At 33.9% G+C, this 17,902-nt stretch carries 14 protein-coding genes and 1 pseudogene; 10 read left to right on the top strand and 5 right to left on the bottom strand.

Features of this window, described 5'->3' with window-relative positions:
• Positions 1 to 75: 75 nt before the first annotated feature.
• From MJQ71_RS20960 to MJQ71_RS09955, 9 genes and pseudogenes are all read left to right on the top strand, one after another.
• Positions 76 to 770: pseudogene (locus MJQ71_RS20960) on the top strand (DUF1361 domain-containing protein).
• Positions 745 to 1,104, top strand: coding sequence for a diacylglycerol kinase family protein (locus MJQ71_RS09990; protein ID WP_238806470.1), 360 nt, complete (start codon positions 745 to 747; stop codon positions 1,102 to 1,104). The pseudogene MJQ71_RS20960 and the gene MJQ71_RS09990 overlap by 26 nt, the downstream one beginning before the upstream one ends.
• 84 nt (positions 1,105 to 1,188) lie before the next feature.
• Positions 1,189 to 1,806, top strand: coding sequence for a hypothetical protein (locus tag MJQ71_RS09985; protein WP_238806469.1), 618 nt, complete (start codon positions 1,189 to 1,191; stop codon positions 1,804 to 1,806).
• Between the two features lie 57 nt (positions 1,807 to 1,863).
• A complete protein-coding gene (locus tag MJQ71_RS09980; protein ID WP_238806468.1) occupies positions 1,864 to 2,157 on the top strand; it encodes a winged helix-turn-helix domain-containing protein in 294 nt (97 codons plus the stop codon).
• Positions 2,158 to 2,230: 73 nt separating this feature from the next.
• Complete coding sequence (gene creD, locus MJQ71_RS09975; protein ID WP_238806467.1) at positions 2,231 to 3,598, top strand: cell envelope integrity protein CreD; 1,368 nt, start codon at positions 2,231 to 2,233, stop codon at positions 3,596 to 3,598.
• An 82-nt stretch (positions 3,599 to 3,680) separates the two neighbouring features.
• Entirely contained in the window at positions 3,681 to 4,055 is a 375-nt protein-coding gene (locus MJQ71_RS09970; protein ID WP_238806466.1) for a ribosomal maturation YjgA family protein, read from the top strand.
• Positions 4,024 to 4,812, top strand: a complete 789-nt coding sequence (locus MJQ71_RS09965) for an oxygenase MpaB family protein (protein ID WP_238806465.1) — start codon at positions 4,024 to 4,026, stop codon at positions 4,810 to 4,812. Before MJQ71_RS09970 ends, MJQ71_RS09965 begins: the two co-directional genes overlap by 32 nt.
• Before the next feature lie 229 nt (positions 4,813 to 5,041).
• On the top strand, positions 5,042 to 6,304 hold the full coding sequence (gene clpX, locus MJQ71_RS09960; RefSeq protein WP_238806464.1) for an ATP-dependent Clp protease ATP-binding subunit ClpX: 1,263 nt from the start codon (positions 5,042 to 5,044) through the stop codon (positions 6,302 to 6,304).
• Positions 6,304 to 7,032 (top strand): alpha/beta fold hydrolase, encoded by a 729-nt coding sequence (locus MJQ71_RS09955; RefSeq protein WP_238806463.1) that lies wholly within the window; start codon positions 6,304 to 6,306, stop codon positions 7,030 to 7,032. The genes clpX and MJQ71_RS09955 overlap by 1 nt, the downstream gene beginning before the upstream one ends.
• A 78-nt stretch (positions 7,033 to 7,110) precedes the next feature.
• Here MJQ71_RS09955 and MJQ71_RS09950 read toward each other — a convergent pair whose 3' ends face one another.
• Both MJQ71_RS09950 and MJQ71_RS09945 read right to left on the bottom strand, forming a co-directional pair.
• Positions 7,111 to 7,656, bottom strand: a complete 546-nt coding sequence (locus MJQ71_RS09950) for a nuclear transport factor 2 family protein (protein WP_238806462.1) — start codon at positions 7,654 to 7,656, stop codon at positions 7,111 to 7,113.
• Positions 7,657 to 7,723: 67 nt separating this feature from the next.
• A complete protein-coding gene (locus MJQ71_RS09945; RefSeq protein ID WP_238806461.1) occupies positions 7,724 to 8,479 on the bottom strand; it encodes a DUF2927 domain-containing protein in 756 nt (251 codons plus the stop codon).
• A 353-nt stretch (positions 8,480 to 8,832) separates the two neighbouring features.
• Here MJQ71_RS09945 and lysM point away from each other — a divergent pair, with 353 nt between their 5' ends.
• The gene (gene lysM, locus MJQ71_RS09940) at positions 8,833 to 9,291 is read left to right on the top strand and encodes a peptidoglycan-binding protein LysM (protein WP_238806460.1); all 459 of its coding nucleotides are present in this window, start codon (positions 8,833 to 8,835) and stop codon (positions 9,289 to 9,291) included.
• 83 nt (positions 9,292 to 9,374) lie between these two features.
• On the opposite strand, the gene MJQ71_RS09935 is transcribed toward lysM, so the two are convergent.
• From MJQ71_RS09935 to MJQ71_RS09925, 3 genes are all read right to left on the bottom strand, one after another.
• Positions 9,375 to 11,903 carry a zinc-dependent metalloprotease gene (locus MJQ71_RS09935; RefSeq protein ID WP_238806459.1) on the bottom strand — a complete coding sequence of 843 codons (2,529 nt, stop codon included), beginning with the start codon at positions 11,901 to 11,903 and terminating at the stop codon, positions 9,375 to 9,377.
• 78 nt (positions 11,904 to 11,981) lie between these two features.
• Positions 11,982 to 15,296, bottom strand: a complete 3,315-nt coding sequence (locus tag MJQ71_RS09930) for a PAS domain-containing hybrid sensor histidine kinase/response regulator (protein ID WP_238806458.1) — start codon at positions 15,294 to 15,296, stop codon at positions 11,982 to 11,984.
• Positions 15,297 to 15,459: 163 nt separating this feature from the next.
• On the bottom strand, positions 15,460 to 17,880 hold the full coding sequence (locus MJQ71_RS09925; protein ID WP_238806457.1) for a TonB-dependent receptor: 2,421 nt from the start codon (positions 17,878 to 17,880) through the stop codon (positions 15,460 to 15,462).
• Between the last annotated feature and the right edge of the window lie 22 nt (positions 17,881 to 17,902).

Here is a 17,902-nt window from a genome sequence, read left to right as displayed (position 1 = left end):
TTATTTTCTTAAAAAATACTTGCATATTCTGTTTTTTGAAATTTACTTTGCAATACAAAGTTCTTTTTGAAAATAATGCAATCAAATCAAATCCGATTAACATTTAGTATCAGCCGAGCCACATTGAGTTTGGTTTTACTTTCATCTTTATGTTGTTTCTTATTGCTCGTACGAACAATCGAAACGCGACATTTACGAGGTATTTATCTACTTTGGAATCTTTTCTTAGCTTGGATGCCACTTTTTTTTGCTTTAATAGCCCGAAGAATCTCAATTCAAAAGTCAAAAAAAGGAATATATAACCAATTCTTCATTTTAATAAATCTTGGTTTATGGCTTTTGTTCTTTCCGAATGCTCCTTATATTATCACTGATTTGATACATTTAGGCGAATTTAACGGACAAATTGTATGGTTCGATACAGTGAGTTTTTTATGGTAGCATTGGCTGGAATTAGCACAGGATTATATTCGTTATATGTGGCACATCAAGTACTTAATGGCCTGACAAGTAAGTTAATCGCTTGGATAATTGTTTCGGCAAGTATTGTTTTATCTGGTTTTGGATTATATCTCGGTCGATTTATTCGTTTCAATAGCTGGGATATATTTACACATCCTTTCTATTTAGCCAGAAAATCTTTTCACGAATTACAAAATCCATTGGCAATGAAAATAACGTTAGTTTTTACACTTGTTGTAATGGTGTTATATATTTCGATTCTCATTTTAATTCCTAATCGTTATGCAAGTGTTAAAAATGTTGCGTAGTTTCCGTTATGCCATTGCTGGATTACATTTTTTGTTAGCAGAAAACAATGCAAGATTTCATCTGCTTTCTGCTATAATAGTTTTACTAACTGGATTTTATCTTAAAATTTCTGCTGTTGAATGGACAATTATTATTATGCAAATTGGTTTAATATTAGCAGTTGAAACTATCAATACTTCTATCGAAAAATTATGTGATTTTGTTTCAGTAGAGTATCATCAACTCATTGGAAAAGTAAAAGATTTGGCCGCAGCCGCAGTTTTAATCGTTTCAATTGTAGCGGTTATTGTCGGAATTATTATATTTTTGCCTAAAATTCTCAGTAAATTTTAGTAATTCAAGAATCATTCAAATTGCTTTGGAAAATAGAATTCAAACATTCGCTCATTTATTCATTCAAAATTCATTCATTGTTTTATGAACGAACATCTCGAAAATCTAAAAGAAATTCGTTCCCTGATGGAACGCTCCTCGAAATTCCTTTCATTGAGTGGGCTTTCGGGTATTTCGGCGGGTGTATGTGCTTTATTGGGAGCGTGGTATGCTCATCAAAAAATCCATATTGATGCACTTTATTTGCTTTTCGACCCAGTTGTGAGGCAAGAAATTGTACCATTACTTTTAATTGATGCCGCTTTCGTTTTGATTGGTGCGTTGTTATCAGGTGCATTTTTTACTATCAGGAAAGCCCGAAAACAAGGATTAAATGTTTGGAATTCAACTTCAAAACGTTTGCTCAATAGTATGTTAGTTCCACTTTTTGCGGGAGGTATTTTTTGCTTAGGTCTTATTTATAATGGTTTCTTTTGGATAGCATTTCCCGCTACTTTAGTTTTTTACGGAATCGCACTGGTCAATGCAAGTAAATATACGGTTCGTGACACATATTATTTAGGAATGGGTGAAATTGTTTTAGGAATCATTTCATTGTTTTTAGCTCGCTGGAATTTGATTTTTTGGGCGGCAGGATTCGGCGTATTACATATTGTTTATGGCGTTGTGATGTATTTTAAATATGATAAAATAACTGCTTGATTTTTGAATATAACTTATTGATTATTAAGCTAATAGCGAAAATGCTAACAGCCAAATATGCAAATTTTACAAAACTTTAATAAAGCATTCGAAAGCAAAGCTCGACTTGGCATTATGTCGGTGCTGATGGTTAACGACGAAGTAAGTTTCATTGTATTGAAAGACCTTTTGTCAATGACGGACGGCAACTTGGCTACCCATTTGCGAGCTTTAGAAGAAGCAAATTATATAGCTTTCAAAAAAGAATTTATTGGTAGAAAACCCAGCACAGTTTACAGCGTAACTGATGAAGGCAAAAAAGCTTTTAATGAGCATCTGAACGAATTAGAAAAGTTTATCAAAGGTTCGTAGATTTTTTTGTTAATTTACTTTGAAACTAAAAGTACTTTCAGGATATATTTTAAACTTTAAACATTGCAAACAAATGGAAGATAACCAACAAAAACCAACATTTTTAGAACGAAATGCCGCATTAATCAAAGGTTTTTTCATCGGTTTTTTGATATTATTACTACTCATTCCAACATTAATGATTGATTCGCTCATTAATGAACGAGAAAGCAGAAAGACCGAAGCTATTCAAGAAGTGAGTTCAAAATGGGGAAATAAACAGCAATTTATTGGACCGATTCTTAGAATCCCTTACTATGAAATAAGCAAAGTTGAGAAATCAAATACACAAGGTAAAAAAGAAATTGAGCAAACAAAAACCTTAGCATATGCCTATTTTTTGCCCGATAAATTGTCTATTTCAGGAAAACTGATGCCAGAAAAACGAAATCGAGGTATTTTTGATATTGTTGTTTATCGCTCTAAATTGAATTTTAACGGAGACTTTTCGAACATACAATTTGATAAATTTAATGTTCTTCCAGAAAATATAGTTTGGAAAGATGCCACGATTTTGCTCACAATTTCTGACTCAAGAGGAATCGAAGAAGACGTTTCGCTCAATTGGAATGGGAATAAATCTACGTTTAATTCGGGTGGAAAATTGCTTACTGGTGAAAATGAAAAAAACGAAATTTCTGGTATCATAACACCAGTTTTGATTGAAAATGAAGGAAAAAACAAAAACTCTTTTAGTTTTGATATAAGTCTTAAAGGTTCAGAAGCAATAGATTTTATACCAGTTGGTAAAATTACCGAAGTAAGTTTGCAATCAAATTGGCAAAATCCAAGTTTTATTGGTGCATTTTTGCCTGATAAAAGAAATATTTCTGAACAAGGTTTTTCTGCTTCTTGGAAAGTTCTGCACTTGAATCGTGATTTTCCGCAACAGTGGATTGGGATTGCTCCATTATCGTTTCAAAATGCGTCGTTTGGTGTAAAACTTATTACGCCTAATGATAATTATCAAAAATCGAATCGTTCTTCAAAATATGCTATTTTGATAATTTCTTTAACATTTTTGGCGTTTTTCTTCATCGAAATCATCAATCGCAAGAAAGTTCATCCTTTTAACTACATTCTTATTGGATTAGCTTTGTGTATTTTTTATACCCTTTTGGTATCAATTTCTGAAGTTTTGAGTTTCAATCTAGCGTATTTTTTGGCTACTATTATGACTTTAGGACTGATATTTCTTTATTCAAAAAGCATTTTTAGTGATAATCGTTCCGCCATCATTATTTCCGCCGTCATGTTGACACTTTATAGTTTTGTTTTTGTGATTATTCAATTAGAAGATACCGCATTATTGATTGGAAGCATCGGTTTGTTTATTATTTTAGCCATAACGATGTACGTTTCTCGAAAAATTGATTGGGAAAATGTAGGTTTTAAACATTAATTATTGTGGGTTCGACCTTTTAAAATGATGTAATTTTAGAACAATGCTGACATTCAAACTCAAATATTTTGTCATTTTTACAATGCTGCTTATAGTAGAAAGTGGCATTGCACTTTATGTACACGATGCTATTATTCGTCCTTTTTTTGGAGATTTTTTAGCAGTAATTGCTCTCTTTTTTCTGCTAAAATCATTCTTAAATCTCCAAGATTTAACCATTGCTCTAGTAAGTATTTGTTTGGCATATTTTATTGAATTCTTGCAATACTGCAATTTTTTGGCTTTTTCAGGCTTAAAAAAGTACAAATTTATAGTTGTTATTCTTGGCAATTCATTCGATTGGCGTGATATTTTTGCTTACACCTTAGGAATATTCGCCGTTTTCTTTTTTGACAAAGAAACACTTGGTTTTGAGGTAAAAACTGATGTCGAAAAACAAAAACCAACGCAATATTGACATGGAAACTTTTGTTGATGAAAATTCAATCGTTCGGAAAATTTGGGGCAGTGCCGATACAATTTTGTTTATTTTCGGTGGAGCTGCTGCCGAATTTTCATTAAATAAGGCCGTAGATTGGCTTTATTTTACAGGAAAGCTTCCTGCTGACCCGCTTGGTAGATTATTTTCAACGGTAGTTTATGCCCAACAAATTATTTTTTTGAGCCAAGAAAATGCCTTGAATGCCATCGATAAAATTTCTGCAATTCATCAATCCGTCGAACAAAAACGAGGTTTTCAGATTCCCGATTGGGCTTATCGAGATGTACTTTTTATGTTGATTCATTATTCAATTACGGCTTTTGAATTGCTTGAAAGAAGACTTACTAACAAAGAAAAAGAAGAGATTTTTAATGTTTTTAACCGAGTAGGAGAGCGAATGAATTTGAAGGATTTGCCCCAAAATTATCAAGCTTGGTTGTGCGTTCGTGAACAACATTTACAAGAAAACCTCCTTAAAAGTAACTTTACGACTGATTTATATCAACAATATAAAAAACATTTAGGAGTGCTTCGGTACATAATTTTACTTGAAGGACAAAAATTAATTGTGCCTTCACATGTAAAAAAACTATTGAGTTTTACCGATATTTTGTTGCTCAAACCTTTCTTGCAATTCTATAAATTCATGCAAAAAATAAGTTTGGATAAGTACTTGAAAATGGCTCTTTTACCACCAGATTATGCCAAACAAATAATGGCACTTGATAGATAATTCTGAAAATATTTTATAATAATTAGTTTAGTGTTAGGGTTTAGATACAAAAGTCACTCATCATTTGGGTGGCTTTTTTGTTGGTTAAAACTTTTATTGTTCGTCACCAAATCAAGTCGAAATATTTCCAAGAAAATAAGTGCGTATAGCATTTGTAAATTGTTTAATCGTAATAAAAACCCAAACATTTTTTGTAATTTTGCAGGATAAATCAAAAAAATACGCTCGAATGAATGTTGGACAAGCTTATTGCTCTTTTTGTGGCAGACGTAAAAATGAAGTTGAACTTTTAATATCAGGAACGGAAGCAAATATTTGTAATTATTGTGTAGAACAAGGGTTTCAATTAGTTCAGCAAGAGCTTCATGGTGGAGTTGCTCCGCAAAAAAAGGAGAAAAAGAAGAAAAATGAATTGCCAAAGTTTGATTTAAGACCGCCCGTTGAACTTAAAAATCATTTAGACCAATTTATTATTGGACAAGATGAAGCAAAAAAAGTATTAAGCGTTGCAGTTTATAATCATTATAAAAGATTGACTCAACCCAAAAGAGAAGACGATGTAATGATTGAAAAATCAAATATCATTATGGTCGGAGAAACGGGTACTGGAAAAACATATTTAGCTCGTACAATTGCTAAGGTGTTGCAAGTGCCTTTTGCAATTGCAGATGCAACAGTTTTGACTGAAGCGGGTTATGTTGGCGAAGACGTTGAAAGTATCTTGAGCCGTTTGCTTCAAGCTGCTGATTTTAATGTAGAATTGGCCGAACGAGGAATAGTTTACATTGATGAAATTGATAAAATTGCTCGCAAAGGTGACAATCCTTCTATCACCCGTGATGTAAGCGGCGAAGGCGTGCAGCAAGGGCTTTTGAAATTATTGGAAGGCTCAATCGTAAGTGTTCCACCACAAGGAGGACGTAAACATCCTGAACAAAAACTGATTCAAATTAATACAGAGAATATTCTATTTATTTGTGGTGGTGCTTTTGATGGAATCGACCGCCATATCGGAAAGCGTATGAATACTCGTCCAATTGGCTTCTCAAATAGTGGTAAAAACATTGAGCTTTTGGGTGATACAAGTTTGTTGCGTTTTGTTACTCAACAAGATTTGAAGTCGTTTGGGTTAATTCCTGAGTTAATTGGGCGTTTGCCATTGTTAACTTACCTTAATCCGCTTGACCGTGATGCTTTGCGTCGTATTTTGACTGAACCCAAAAATGCTTTGGTAAAACAATACCAAAAACTATTTGCGATGGAAGATGTGAAACTCGAATTTTCGGAAGAAGTACTAGAGTTTATTGTTGACCAAGCAATGGAGTTTAAACTTGGTGCGAGAGGTTTACGTTCGGTTTGTGAAGCAATTATGACAGATATTATGTACGAAATTCCGTCTAATAAAAGCATTAAGAACTTTACTATTTCGCTCGATTATGCCCAAAGTATGTTTGAGCGTTCTGCATTTTATCAGCTGAAAATGGTAGCCTAATGAATGTTATTTTCTTGCACGGTTTTGGCGAAGACGCATCCGTTTGGAATGATTTTATCAATCAATTACCAAAAAAGTATAGTTATTTTACGCCCGATTATGCTTCTTTGACTACATATGAAAGTATTGAAGATTATGCCAATTGGCTAAAAGAATTTACGCAAGAAAAAAACATTAGTGAATGCGTCATAATTGGGCATTCGATGGGCGGATATATTGCTCTAACTTTTGCTGAAAAGTACTCAGAGATGATAGTAGGTTTGGGACTTTTTCATTCGTCGGCTTTACCAGATAATGAAGAAAGAAAAGAGATTCGCCTAAAAACAGTTCGGGTAATTGACCAACAAGGTACGGCAAAGTTTATCAAAGGATTTTATCCAAATATGTTTTCGGAGGAATTTAGGGAGAAAAATAGTGTTTTTATCGAAAAGCAAATTGAAAAATTTGCATATTTTCCTAAAGAAGCATTGATAAATGCCCAAATTGCGATGAGAAATAGAATAGATACAAGGACTGTTTTAACCAATGCAAACTATCCAATAATGATTTTGGCTGGAGAAAAAGATAGTTTTGTTCCACTTGAAGTAGCTTTAGAGCAAATCTCATTATTAAAAAATAATCAAAGTGCAGTTTTACCGAATGTTGCTCATGCAGGAATGTTTGAAAATCTAAACGAAAGTGTAAGAATTGTAACTGATTTTTTGATAAAGGTTGAAAGTTCTAATTAAGGTAAATGACATACTTAAAAAGAAAAAACCAGCATCAAATGCTGGTTTTTTCTTTTTAATATAGCGAATTAATGATTTTTATTTCCAACCATCATCTGAAGGTTTTGGTTTAGCAGCTGGTTTTTTTGCGGCTGGAGCATTTGCTTTCGTCGGAGCAACCGATGCTGCCGTTGAAAATGCTCCTGTATTTGAAGAAACAATAGCTACCGTTTTATCCACTCTTGAATAAACACGACTAACAATTTTCCATTCTCCATTAATTTTCAATAGATTCAAGAAATCCACAAATTTGAAAGTTGGTAATTCTTCTTCCGTTACTGCCGTAGCAGCTGTACCAGCATAACTATAACTGATTATTTTACTCGTCCATTTTGCTCCACCAGCAGGTACTGAAGCAATAAATTTCTTTACTGGCATTTCGGATATTTTACCATCTTTGCTTAAATTTCGTAGGTTTGCAAATGCAAAAAAAGCTCGATTTAGCCGTGCAGTATCACCGACTGAGCCACCTTCTAAATAATTATTAAGTGATTCTTTGATTGCTTCGTCTTCTGACTGAGCGAAAGTGCTTGCCGAGAAGCACAATACTGCTAAGAGTGTAAGTAGTGATTTATTTAATTTCATCGGTATAGTATGTTTGTATTCCTACGTTAAATTAACGAAATTATTTTTTTAGTATTGCTATATTTTCTTATTTAGCTGCATATTCTTTTATAACATCACTAATATTAGCCTCATTCATGCCATGTTTTACTCTATTATCACTCAATATTTGTAAAATTCGTTGGTCTAAAGTTGAAAAGGTGTTAAAATCATAAGTTGTACTACTCATTACAGGAATCATAATCGACTTAGTATTTTCTGTGTGTCCTATTCCTAAAGCGTGCGTGAGTTCATGTCGCAAAACGCCATTTTGAACAGAGCTTGCTGTGGTTGGTGAAAGCCAAATAATAGCTTTTGTAATATTAGTGCCACTCCACTGTGTAAATGTATTTCCTTGAACTGTTGTATTTGTCACTTGATAACTTGCATATTTGGCATTATGGGTAGCTACATCAACTCGATTAATGATAATATCAGCCTCTCCAACTACTTCGGTTTTAATCATTTTATTATATTTATTCAGCAAATTCATGTCAGCAATAATTTTGTCTAACGCAGTAGTTAAAACTGTTGTACGTCCGCCGTCCCAAAATATTTTTATCTGGGCTTTGGTCGGAAGCCATTTTCTAATTGTCATAACTTGCGTTCCTGCCGAATTTTTAAGGGCTAATCGAACAAAGGTATCATATATTTCTTGACTGCTAAGTTTAACCGTAGTTGTGGTATTTGTTGAAGTTTGTGTATTAGTCGTTTTAGTAGAGGGAACTACAACTTCTTCAGTTTTTTGACAAGCAAGTGTCAGAAATACCAATGAAATGGCGGTAACTGCAACAATAATTTTCATGTTTGGCTATTTTTATTTCATAAATTTGATTCTGATTATCGTTGTTTTAAAAGCGTTTTTCTAGGAATTAAAACAACATTTTGCTTCTTATTTGCAACAAATTTCGTACCATTTAAAAGCAACAAAGCTTAGAAAAAAGTATGAAATTTGTAAGACTAACGAAATAGAAAGTTACTTTGTTACTTTAGAAAAAAAATACGTCAGAATGATGTAAATGTATCAATTAAGCGGAAGTTTTCAGCTGATTTTTTTGAAAAAATATAAAAAAAATGAAAATAATCTTGCGGAAACTAAGTTTTTGATACATTTGCAATTAATTATAATTATTAACTTCCAAAACCAAATTACTCACAATGGGATTAATGTCGTTTTTTAAAGGTGTAGGCGAAAAACTTTTCGGACATAAAGAAGAGGCTGCACCAGTAGCAGAAAAAGAAGAGTTGAAAGCAAGTGCTTTATTAGCACACGTGCAAAAACTTGGATTACCATTTAATACGCTAACAATCAAAATTTCTGGAGATACCGTAACCCTTGTGGGTGAAGTTGATGCACAAGAAGATTCGGAAAAAATTGCCCTAGCTGTAGGAAATGTTGAAGGTGTACATGTGGTTGATAACCAACTTATTGTAGCTACTCCAGAACCTGAAGCTCAATTTCATACGGTTGTAAAAGGTGATACTTTATCTAAAATTGCAAAAGAATATTATGGTGATATGATGAAATATCCTGTAATTTTTGAAGCAAATAAGCCAATGCTTACTCACCCAGATAAAATTTATCCAGGTCAAGTATTAAGAATTCCAGCTCTTTAATTATTAAAGAGAAAAATTTATGAAAACACCTTTCTTGTTTTGCAAGAAAGGTGTTTTTTTATATTGAAAAATGCGTGTTATAACTATTTTTCAAGCACAATTTTCTTAATAATTGTTTTTTTATCGTGGATAATTTTTAAAAAATAAATACCTGATGAATATGTCTTGAAATCAAAGATTTCCTGCTGGGATTCGCTTGATAATAGACGTTTTTGTTGTAAAACTTTCCCGTTATTATCTGAAAGAATAATGTTTGAGCTTTTCGTGGAAGCAACCAAAAAATCAATATTAACTTGTTGATTAGTCGGATTTGGATATACGTTAATCAATTCAACCGAATTCTCTTCGGTAGCCAATGGCTCCGAAATTGTAATAGTTGCACTACCTAAAACAGTTCCAAAACCGCACGCATTTTGCACTTCTTTGAGTGTATAAGTGCTTGATTGTAAAGGTTTTACTTCAATCGTAAACGGATTTTGATTACAAACAAAGGTACGTCCATCAGAAAGTTTTATTTCTGCAGGCAATTCGCCCGTAAAATTTATCTGAATCAATGCACTATCTCCTTTTAATACTGTCGCATCACCGTTAATAAGTGCCAAAATCAAAGGTTTGATTGTTACGGTTGTTTTTATTTTTTTGCTTTCACAGCCATAAGCATTTGTTTGCGAAACATAATAATTTAAAACGCCTTCGTTTCCAGTTGGAGGCGTGATACTTTGAAAAGACTTAATGTCGAGTTCACTCATGTACCATTTTAAATTTGTACCCTCAGCAAATAATGGTTCAGAATTACTATTTTGACAATACAGAAAATTTTCGGCTATAATGGGCGGTGAAGGCGGTGCAATAATTGTAAAAGGTCCTAAAATCGAACTGAAATAGTCGGAGTTTTTAGCTAATACTTTTATCCTGTAACCCGAACCAACCTGAAAAGTTGAAGGAATTTGTGCGGAAAGCGTAAATAATGAAACTTGTGTTGGTAAATCTGTAAAATTATGTCCATTCGTATCTGAAATTTGAATAACTAACTGACTACTACTAGATAACTTTCCAATAATAGCAATAGAAAGTTTGATATTTTGCCCTTGACAAACAGTACTTGTACTGAGTGCTTCGGCCAAGATTTGTGGTTGAACGACGTTTATTGTAGTAGCATTTCCTTTGATGCCTTCTCCACACATATTTCTAGCAGAAATAATTGAATAAGTGGTCGTTTGAAGTGGTGATTTAGCAATTTGATAAGAGTTTTGTCGAATATTTTTTATAAAAGTGCTATCTGACAGGTCCAAATCCCATGGGCCACTACCGCTAAAATTGAAGATTAAATTTGTGCTTTCGCCTGAATTAATGATGCCATTTTCTGCTGATAGTGTAACGCCTGGATAAGTTCTGATAGCAAAATTTTCACTTATCGCACTCGTTGTTTCAGGGCGAGTGGCGGTTAGTTGAACACGATAATTATCACCTTCAGGAAAATCATCGGGTAGCTTAATTACTAATTTTTCATTATTTAAACGAGCATCTATTTTTTGATAGTTTTTGCCAAATTGGTCAGATATTTCTACAAATAATTGATTATTATTTTCAAATAAACCTTCTAAATTAAATGATATTCTTAGTGAATCACCTATACAATATACTTTTTTATCAAGATTATTAATTATTACAAAATTTGGATTTCGAGGCACAATTTGATATTCTGCCAAAGGCGAAAATCTGATAGCAAATGAGGCTTGCATTTTTTGGTATTGCTGCTCGGTAAAAACATTTCCACAACGTTGATGATACGACATAATATTATCGATCGGTGGACTAAAAATATCTCCATTTGCGTCAACAATATCAGCGGGTGCTGTTTCTGTACAATTATAAGCACTTATAAGTGGAAGCCGCTCGAAAGGGTCGGCAGCGGTATCACATAGTTGGTCGCCAGTTGAAACACAGTTTGAGCCATTTCCACGAGTTACCAATTCTCTTTTTTTAATATCAGAGTTATTGCTATCTTGAAATGTGTGAAAAAGCCCAAAATAATGACCTAATTCATGGAGGAATGTTTTGTCTTTCAGATTAGTAAAATCATCTTCTGAACGTTCAAAATACGAATAAAATATACGATTACTACTTGCTGAAGTGGTTGGCAAGGAAGCATAACCACTCAAAATGGTGAGGTCTTGTAAAGTGATTTTCTTGACAAAATAGATATTAATGGCATTTGGTACATCGTTTATTTGACGAAGAGCATTTTCATCTGCAATTTTAAAATCAGCATATTTATCATCTTTTATTTGGTAAACTTTGTCGTTTAATAAATAAAGCTGAACATTAATGTTTTGAAGATAAAGATTTGCATTGGAAATGATTGCTCGAATATCATTTTCGCTGAGAAAGTTGGCCGTATTATTAGCCGAAATAACATTTGCTTTGACAGCTACTTTATACGTTGTTAATTTTGCTTTTTTTTGACGAATATATTTTTGAAAAAGGTCGAATGATTCTTTTTTCTGAATATCGCTAGGATTTGGTAAACCACAATTAAACTGAGCATAAAGGTTTTCACCTTGCCCAAATAAAAGAAGCAATACGAAGGATAAAATTTTAACCTTTTTCATTAATTATAGTGTTCACTCAAGTTTTACCGTTGATTAAGCGGTATTTATTCATTAGCAAAAATTTTGCCTAAGCAGTTGCTACGATATAATATTGCGATATTTCTTTTTAAAGATAGCAAACTCTTCTTCCAGAAATACTAAGTTTTCGCTGAAATGTGTCAAATCACCTGTTTTTGACGGAACTTCAATGATTTCAGTAATATCGTGGATGCGTGCCAAACCAATCGTGCCAGAATTACCTTTCAATGTGTGTAATTCTCTTTGAATTGTTTTTACATCATTTGGATAGGCATTTTTTGCGTTTGCAATTTGCTCTTCTGCTTCTCGCTCAAAATCTTCAAAAACACCAATAAGCGTTTCATCACCAACCATTTCACGCAATTGATTTACTATTTCCATATCAAAAACTTGCAACACAGGATTAATTGGACTAGCCGAATCGGTGGAAGTTATTGATGTACTTTCTGTTTGATTTTGAACTACGGGTGTTTCTAAAATCTCAGTTATTGAGTGCGAATTTGGTACAATTTCATTTACTTTTTGAATCAAAATAGAAGCCCTAATTGGTTTCGGAACGTAATCGTCCATGCCTTCGCTCAAAAATCTCTCACGGTCGTGTTGCATCGAATAGGCAGTCATGGCAACTACTTTTGGCAATGCTTTGCCGTACAATTCACGCATACGTTTGGTGGTTTCGATGCCATCCATTTCGGGCATTTGGATGTCCATGAAAATAACATCAAAACTAGGGTTTTCACCAAAAACTTCAATGGCTTTTGCTCCACTATCAGCCGTAATAACTTGACAGCCAGACTTTAATAAAATTTCGGAAGCAACTTTTCTATTGACTTGGTTATCATCAACCAACAATATTTTGGGTGAATAACCTTTAAAGAAATCTGTTAATTTTATTTCTCCTTCGTTGTTTTCGCTGATGCTTGGACTAATTGTGGTGGAACGAACTTCAATCGTAAACCAAAATGTACTTCCTTTTCCATGTTCCGAAACCACGCCCATATCGCCTTTCATTAGGCGGCAAAGTTCTCTTGAAATGGCTAATCCAAGACCTGTTCCTCCAAATGATTTTTTTGTAGAATTATCAACTTGTTGGAAAGCTCCAAAAAGTAATTTTTGGTCTTCTTCTGAAATTCCAATACCAGAATCTCTAATTTCTCCTTTCAAAACATGAATTTTTCCATTCGATGAAACCCTTGATAATGAGATAGTTACATCGCCATTTTCTGTAAATTTAAGGGCATTAGAAGTAAGGTTTGAGAAAATCTGCAATAAACGTGTTTGGTCTGCAATCAAGTATGCAGGCACATCTTCGGCAATTTTATAAATGAGTTTATTGTTTTTTTCAATGGCTCTTTGGCGGAAAAGTGCAACCAATCGTTCCAAAATTTCTTTAATATCAAGTGGAGCGTTGTGCAAATCCATCTTACCAGCTTCGATTTTGGATAAATCAAGAATATCGTTCAAAATCGTCAGCAATGTTTCCGATGATTTCTTGATAGTCTGCACATAATCTTTTTGTTCTGGATTGAGTGGTGTTTCATACATCAAATCAATCATCCCAATGACACCATTCATAGGCGTGCGTATTTCGTGGCTCATATTTGCCAAGAAACGTTCTTTCACTTTCAATGAGCGTTCGGCTTCATCTTTGGCAATGAGCAAATCTTCGGCTGCACTTTTTAACTCAGAAATGTCACGTGCTACCCCTTCAACTTCAACAGGCAAGCCTTTGGCATCTTTTATCATTCGGATATTGAGCATGAATTGCCGAAGTTCGCCATCTTTTCGTTTGACGATTACTTCAAAATTCGTGATACTTCCTGATTTGAGCAAACCCTTAATATTTTTTGAACTATCAACTGCATTTTCAAAGAATTTATCGACTTTATTGCCCATTACTTCTTCCAAAGTATAGCCAGTATGAGTTAATACTGAAGGCGAAATCATTGTGATATTTCCTGCCAAATCGGTTCGATAATAAATATCAATAAACGATTCGATGGTATCTCTAAATTTTTGTTCACTCTTTTGGAGCGTAATAGTTGAGTTTTTCTTATCGGTAATATTTTGGGCAATTCCTGAAACTTCTTCTACTTGTCCACTTTCGGAAGACAAAATTGGGTTCAAATAAAATTCGTACCAATCATCCCCGCCATCGATATTTCCCCAGTGCATTTCAAAATATTGCGGTTTTCCTCGAAATGCTTCGTTGTATCTTTCACGAAGCAGAGGACGATCTTCGGGCGAAATGAGTTTCCAACCAAATTTTTCGATACTCATATTTATTTCGGGAGGAGTACCAAGTTTTTGTTGCAATAAATTGACGTAATTTTTGTTGAAAGAACTCAATTGACGCTTCTGATTTACCGTCCAAATAACGTGTGAACTACTATCAAAAACGGCATTTAGACGAGACGTTTGGCGAAGCGAATCTTCTTCTTTTTGTTTTCTAACCAAAGCCACCGCAACTTGCCCCGAAACGAATTCTAAAAGCTCTAAGTCTCTGATGTTAAACTTATTACGGTCGCTATAAGATTTAATTCCGATAACGCCAGTTGTGCGTTCGCCTACGTGCAAAGGCACACAAAGCATGACTTCGGGTAGGGAAGAACCGTAGAAATAAATTTTATCTACTTCAACTAATTTCTTGATGTCATCGTTCGACAAAAACAATGGTTTATTTTGCACCATTGAATATTCTACAATGCCATTTCCGAGTTTTCTACGATGATAATTTTCTTCGGTTTCAGAATATTCGTCAATAAAATATGGAAAGTGAATTGTGCCTTCTTCGGGTTCAAAAAGTGCCACAAAGAAGTTATTTGCCTGCATATTTTTTTGCAGTTCAGCATGAACTTGCGTCAAAAATTCTTGTAAATTAGGCGTATTGAGATTGAGTTGAGCAATGGTATAATAGAGTTGTTGGGCTTTTTCGGCACGACGTCGTTGAGTAATGTCACGAAATAAACAACGAAAAGCCGTTGGTTTTCCATTATCAAAACGGCAGCTAATATCGCCCGAAAGATAGACTCTTTTGCCTTCTTTATTGCGTACAACCGTTTGATAATCAATCACTTGCTCGCCTTCCTTTACTCTTTGAAGCGTGTCTAATGTATCATCAGCAAATTGAGGATGCAACATATCTCGCAGCGTAAGTTGAGACAGCTCAGTTTCAGAATAACCAAAAGTTTCCCGAAAAGCAGTATTTACAAATAGAAACCTTCCACTCAACGACAATAGCATGATGATTTCAGAAGTATTATCGACCAAATCTTGAAGTTGGTCAATCCCTTGTTGTTGTTGGGTTTGTGAAAGTTGAAATTTAAGCTTTTCAATTTCGAATAATAGTTCTTCTTTGCTTTTTTCTGCTGACATACCTCAAAATGTTGAATAAATTATGGGGTAAATATAGCAAGAAAGATGAAGGAAGTAAACGTAAAATTTAAAATACAGTATATAAAAGTGATAATATATGACAATTTAGAAGAACCCAAATTTTGTCTTAAATTCTTTATAGCAAGCCGATATGTAGTTTTTATTATCCTTCCAACTCAAGTTTTTTGCCCTTTCCTGCACCTTTCGATTGCTTAATGCGGTAGTTGAGTGTTAGATTAAACTGTCTTTTTCTGAACTGGAAATTACTTTCAGTACGAAAATTTGTTCCTTCGGTAATTGTTCTAAATCGACGAGTATTGAAAATATCTAAAATACTAAAATTGAGTGTGCCATTTCCTTTCAAAATATCTTTACTTGCCGATAAATCAAAGTAGTAAAGCGGCAAACGAGTACCTTGAACGGTCTTTTGTTTGGCCTCATAATTAGCTCGCAACTGCACATCTAAGCCTTTGGGTAACGAAAATTTTGATGTTTGTCGCATAAACCAACTATTGGTTTCTCGCAAATAGGTTTTATCAACATTACTGCCGTCAATTTTTGCATGAAATAAGTTAAAATTAAAATCTAACTTCCACCATTTGGCTGGGGAATATTGACTCATGAATTCTAGCCCATAAGCTTGTTCAGATAATAAGTTTTCAGGACGGGTAGTGGCAAAACCCGAAGCGTTTACTTGACGGATTCGCTCGATTTTGTTGTCCGTATCTCGGTAATAAACCGATGAACCGATTGAGCCTTTTTCAAAATATTTTATATGCCCTAATTCATAAACATTACTAAATTCAGGATTAAGGTTTGGATTACCGCTATTGAAATTTCGGTTGTCTGAAAATGTTGAAAATGGACTCAAATCATTGTAAAATGGTCTTCTAACTCGGCGACTAAAACTCAATTGCAATGAATTGTCTTTTGATAATTCATAAGTAGCGTGGATGCTCGGAAAGAGATTTGAATATTTTCTTGGATTAACTTCATTGGTTTCTCGGAGCGTTGTTTTTACATCAGTCCATTCGGCACGAACTCCTGCTTGGTACGAAAATTTCTTGGTTTTATTACCTAAAATGGCATACGCTGCATGAATATTTTCATTATAAATGAAGTAATTTTTTAAACCAGGCACAACCACAAATTGTCCAGATTCGTTTTTCTGATTGACCACATAATCATTCACCATATCTCTAAAACTACTTCTTAGCCCTGTTTCAAATTTACCTTCTTTGCCGATTGGCTGAACGTAATCAATCTGAAATAACAATTGCTTTTCGTACTCGTCATTGAGCGAATTTTGAACCAATGATTTGGTTGTAATTGGAGCTTCGTTTGGTGTAAAATATGCTTGCGTAAAAAGTTGGTCAGAACTTTCCCAGTTATCCAAAAAGCGTACTTCTGCATTGAATTCTTGACCTTTTTTTGCATAAGTTTTTTTGTAACTCAAAACGTATTCAGAGTTTGGCTCAGTTTCTTGTTCGTCTTGCTGACGTTTGCTAATTCCTGTCAAATTATTACTCGTAAAAAGATAATCTTCGTAACGTAAATTCGTAATTCTTCGGGCTTTACTTCTGCGGTACAAATATGATGCAGTTAAGGTATTTTTATCATTGAAAAAGTAATCTAAACCACCTCTAATATTGGTATTAAAACCCGTCAATGTACCATTATTGTTTTGTTTTAAAATGAAAGTAGTATCACCATTTTGGCGTTCTTGATAAATCGAACCACGATTTGGACGAATGTTATACGCAATGCTATAATTAACAAAAAAATTGACTTTATTGTGTCGAAAATTGATGTTAGCTGCTCCACCATAATTAACAGGATGGCCTGTAATAATATCAAAAGAACCATTAAAGCCTTGTTTTTGGTCTTTTTTCAAAACAATATTTATAATTCCAGCCATTCCTTCGGCTTCGTATCGTGCCGATGGATTAGTGATAATTTCGACTCTTTCTATCATGCTTGCTTGCAGTGATTGCAAACCTGCACCACCTTTAAAACTCACTAAACCTGATGGTTTTCCATCAATTAAAATTCTTACATTATCGCTACCACGAAGCTTGATACCGCCTTCGGGGTCAACTGAAACTGAGGGGATATTTGTCAAAATATCAGAAGCTGAACCACCCGCATTGGCAAGGTCTTTACCGACGTTGAAAATACGTTTATCGAGTTTCATTTCCATCGTACTTTTTTCTGCTTGAACAACTACTTCTTTCAAGGCATTTGCAGAAGATTCTAATTTTATCACGCCAAAATCGTACGTTGTGTTATCTTTAGAAACTGAAAAACTAGCTGTTTTTAAGTTTTTATAACCCATATATTCGATTTCTACAACGTAATTCCCATAATTAATCGGAATCGAAAATTCACCTTTATCATTTGTGACATTTCCTGTAATGAGTTTATTATCAGCACTATTTGAGATTCTGATACTAGCAAAACTAAGGGGTTCGCTCGTGATTGCATCAATGATTTTGCCTTTTACTTGTGCTTTTCCGCCAGCTTGGGCAAAAAGAGAATTTTGATTAAAAAAAACGATACTTAAAAAAAGTAAAAGATATTTCATTTATGTTAAGTTTTGAATAGAT

Origin of the sequence: Emticicia aquatica (assembly GCF_923079645.1) — a bacterium.
Taxonomy (GTDB): Bacteria; Bacteroidota; Bacteroidia; order Cytophagales; family Spirosomataceae; genus Emticicia; species Emticicia aquatica.
This window is presented reverse-complemented; position numbering and strand designations above follow the sequence as displayed.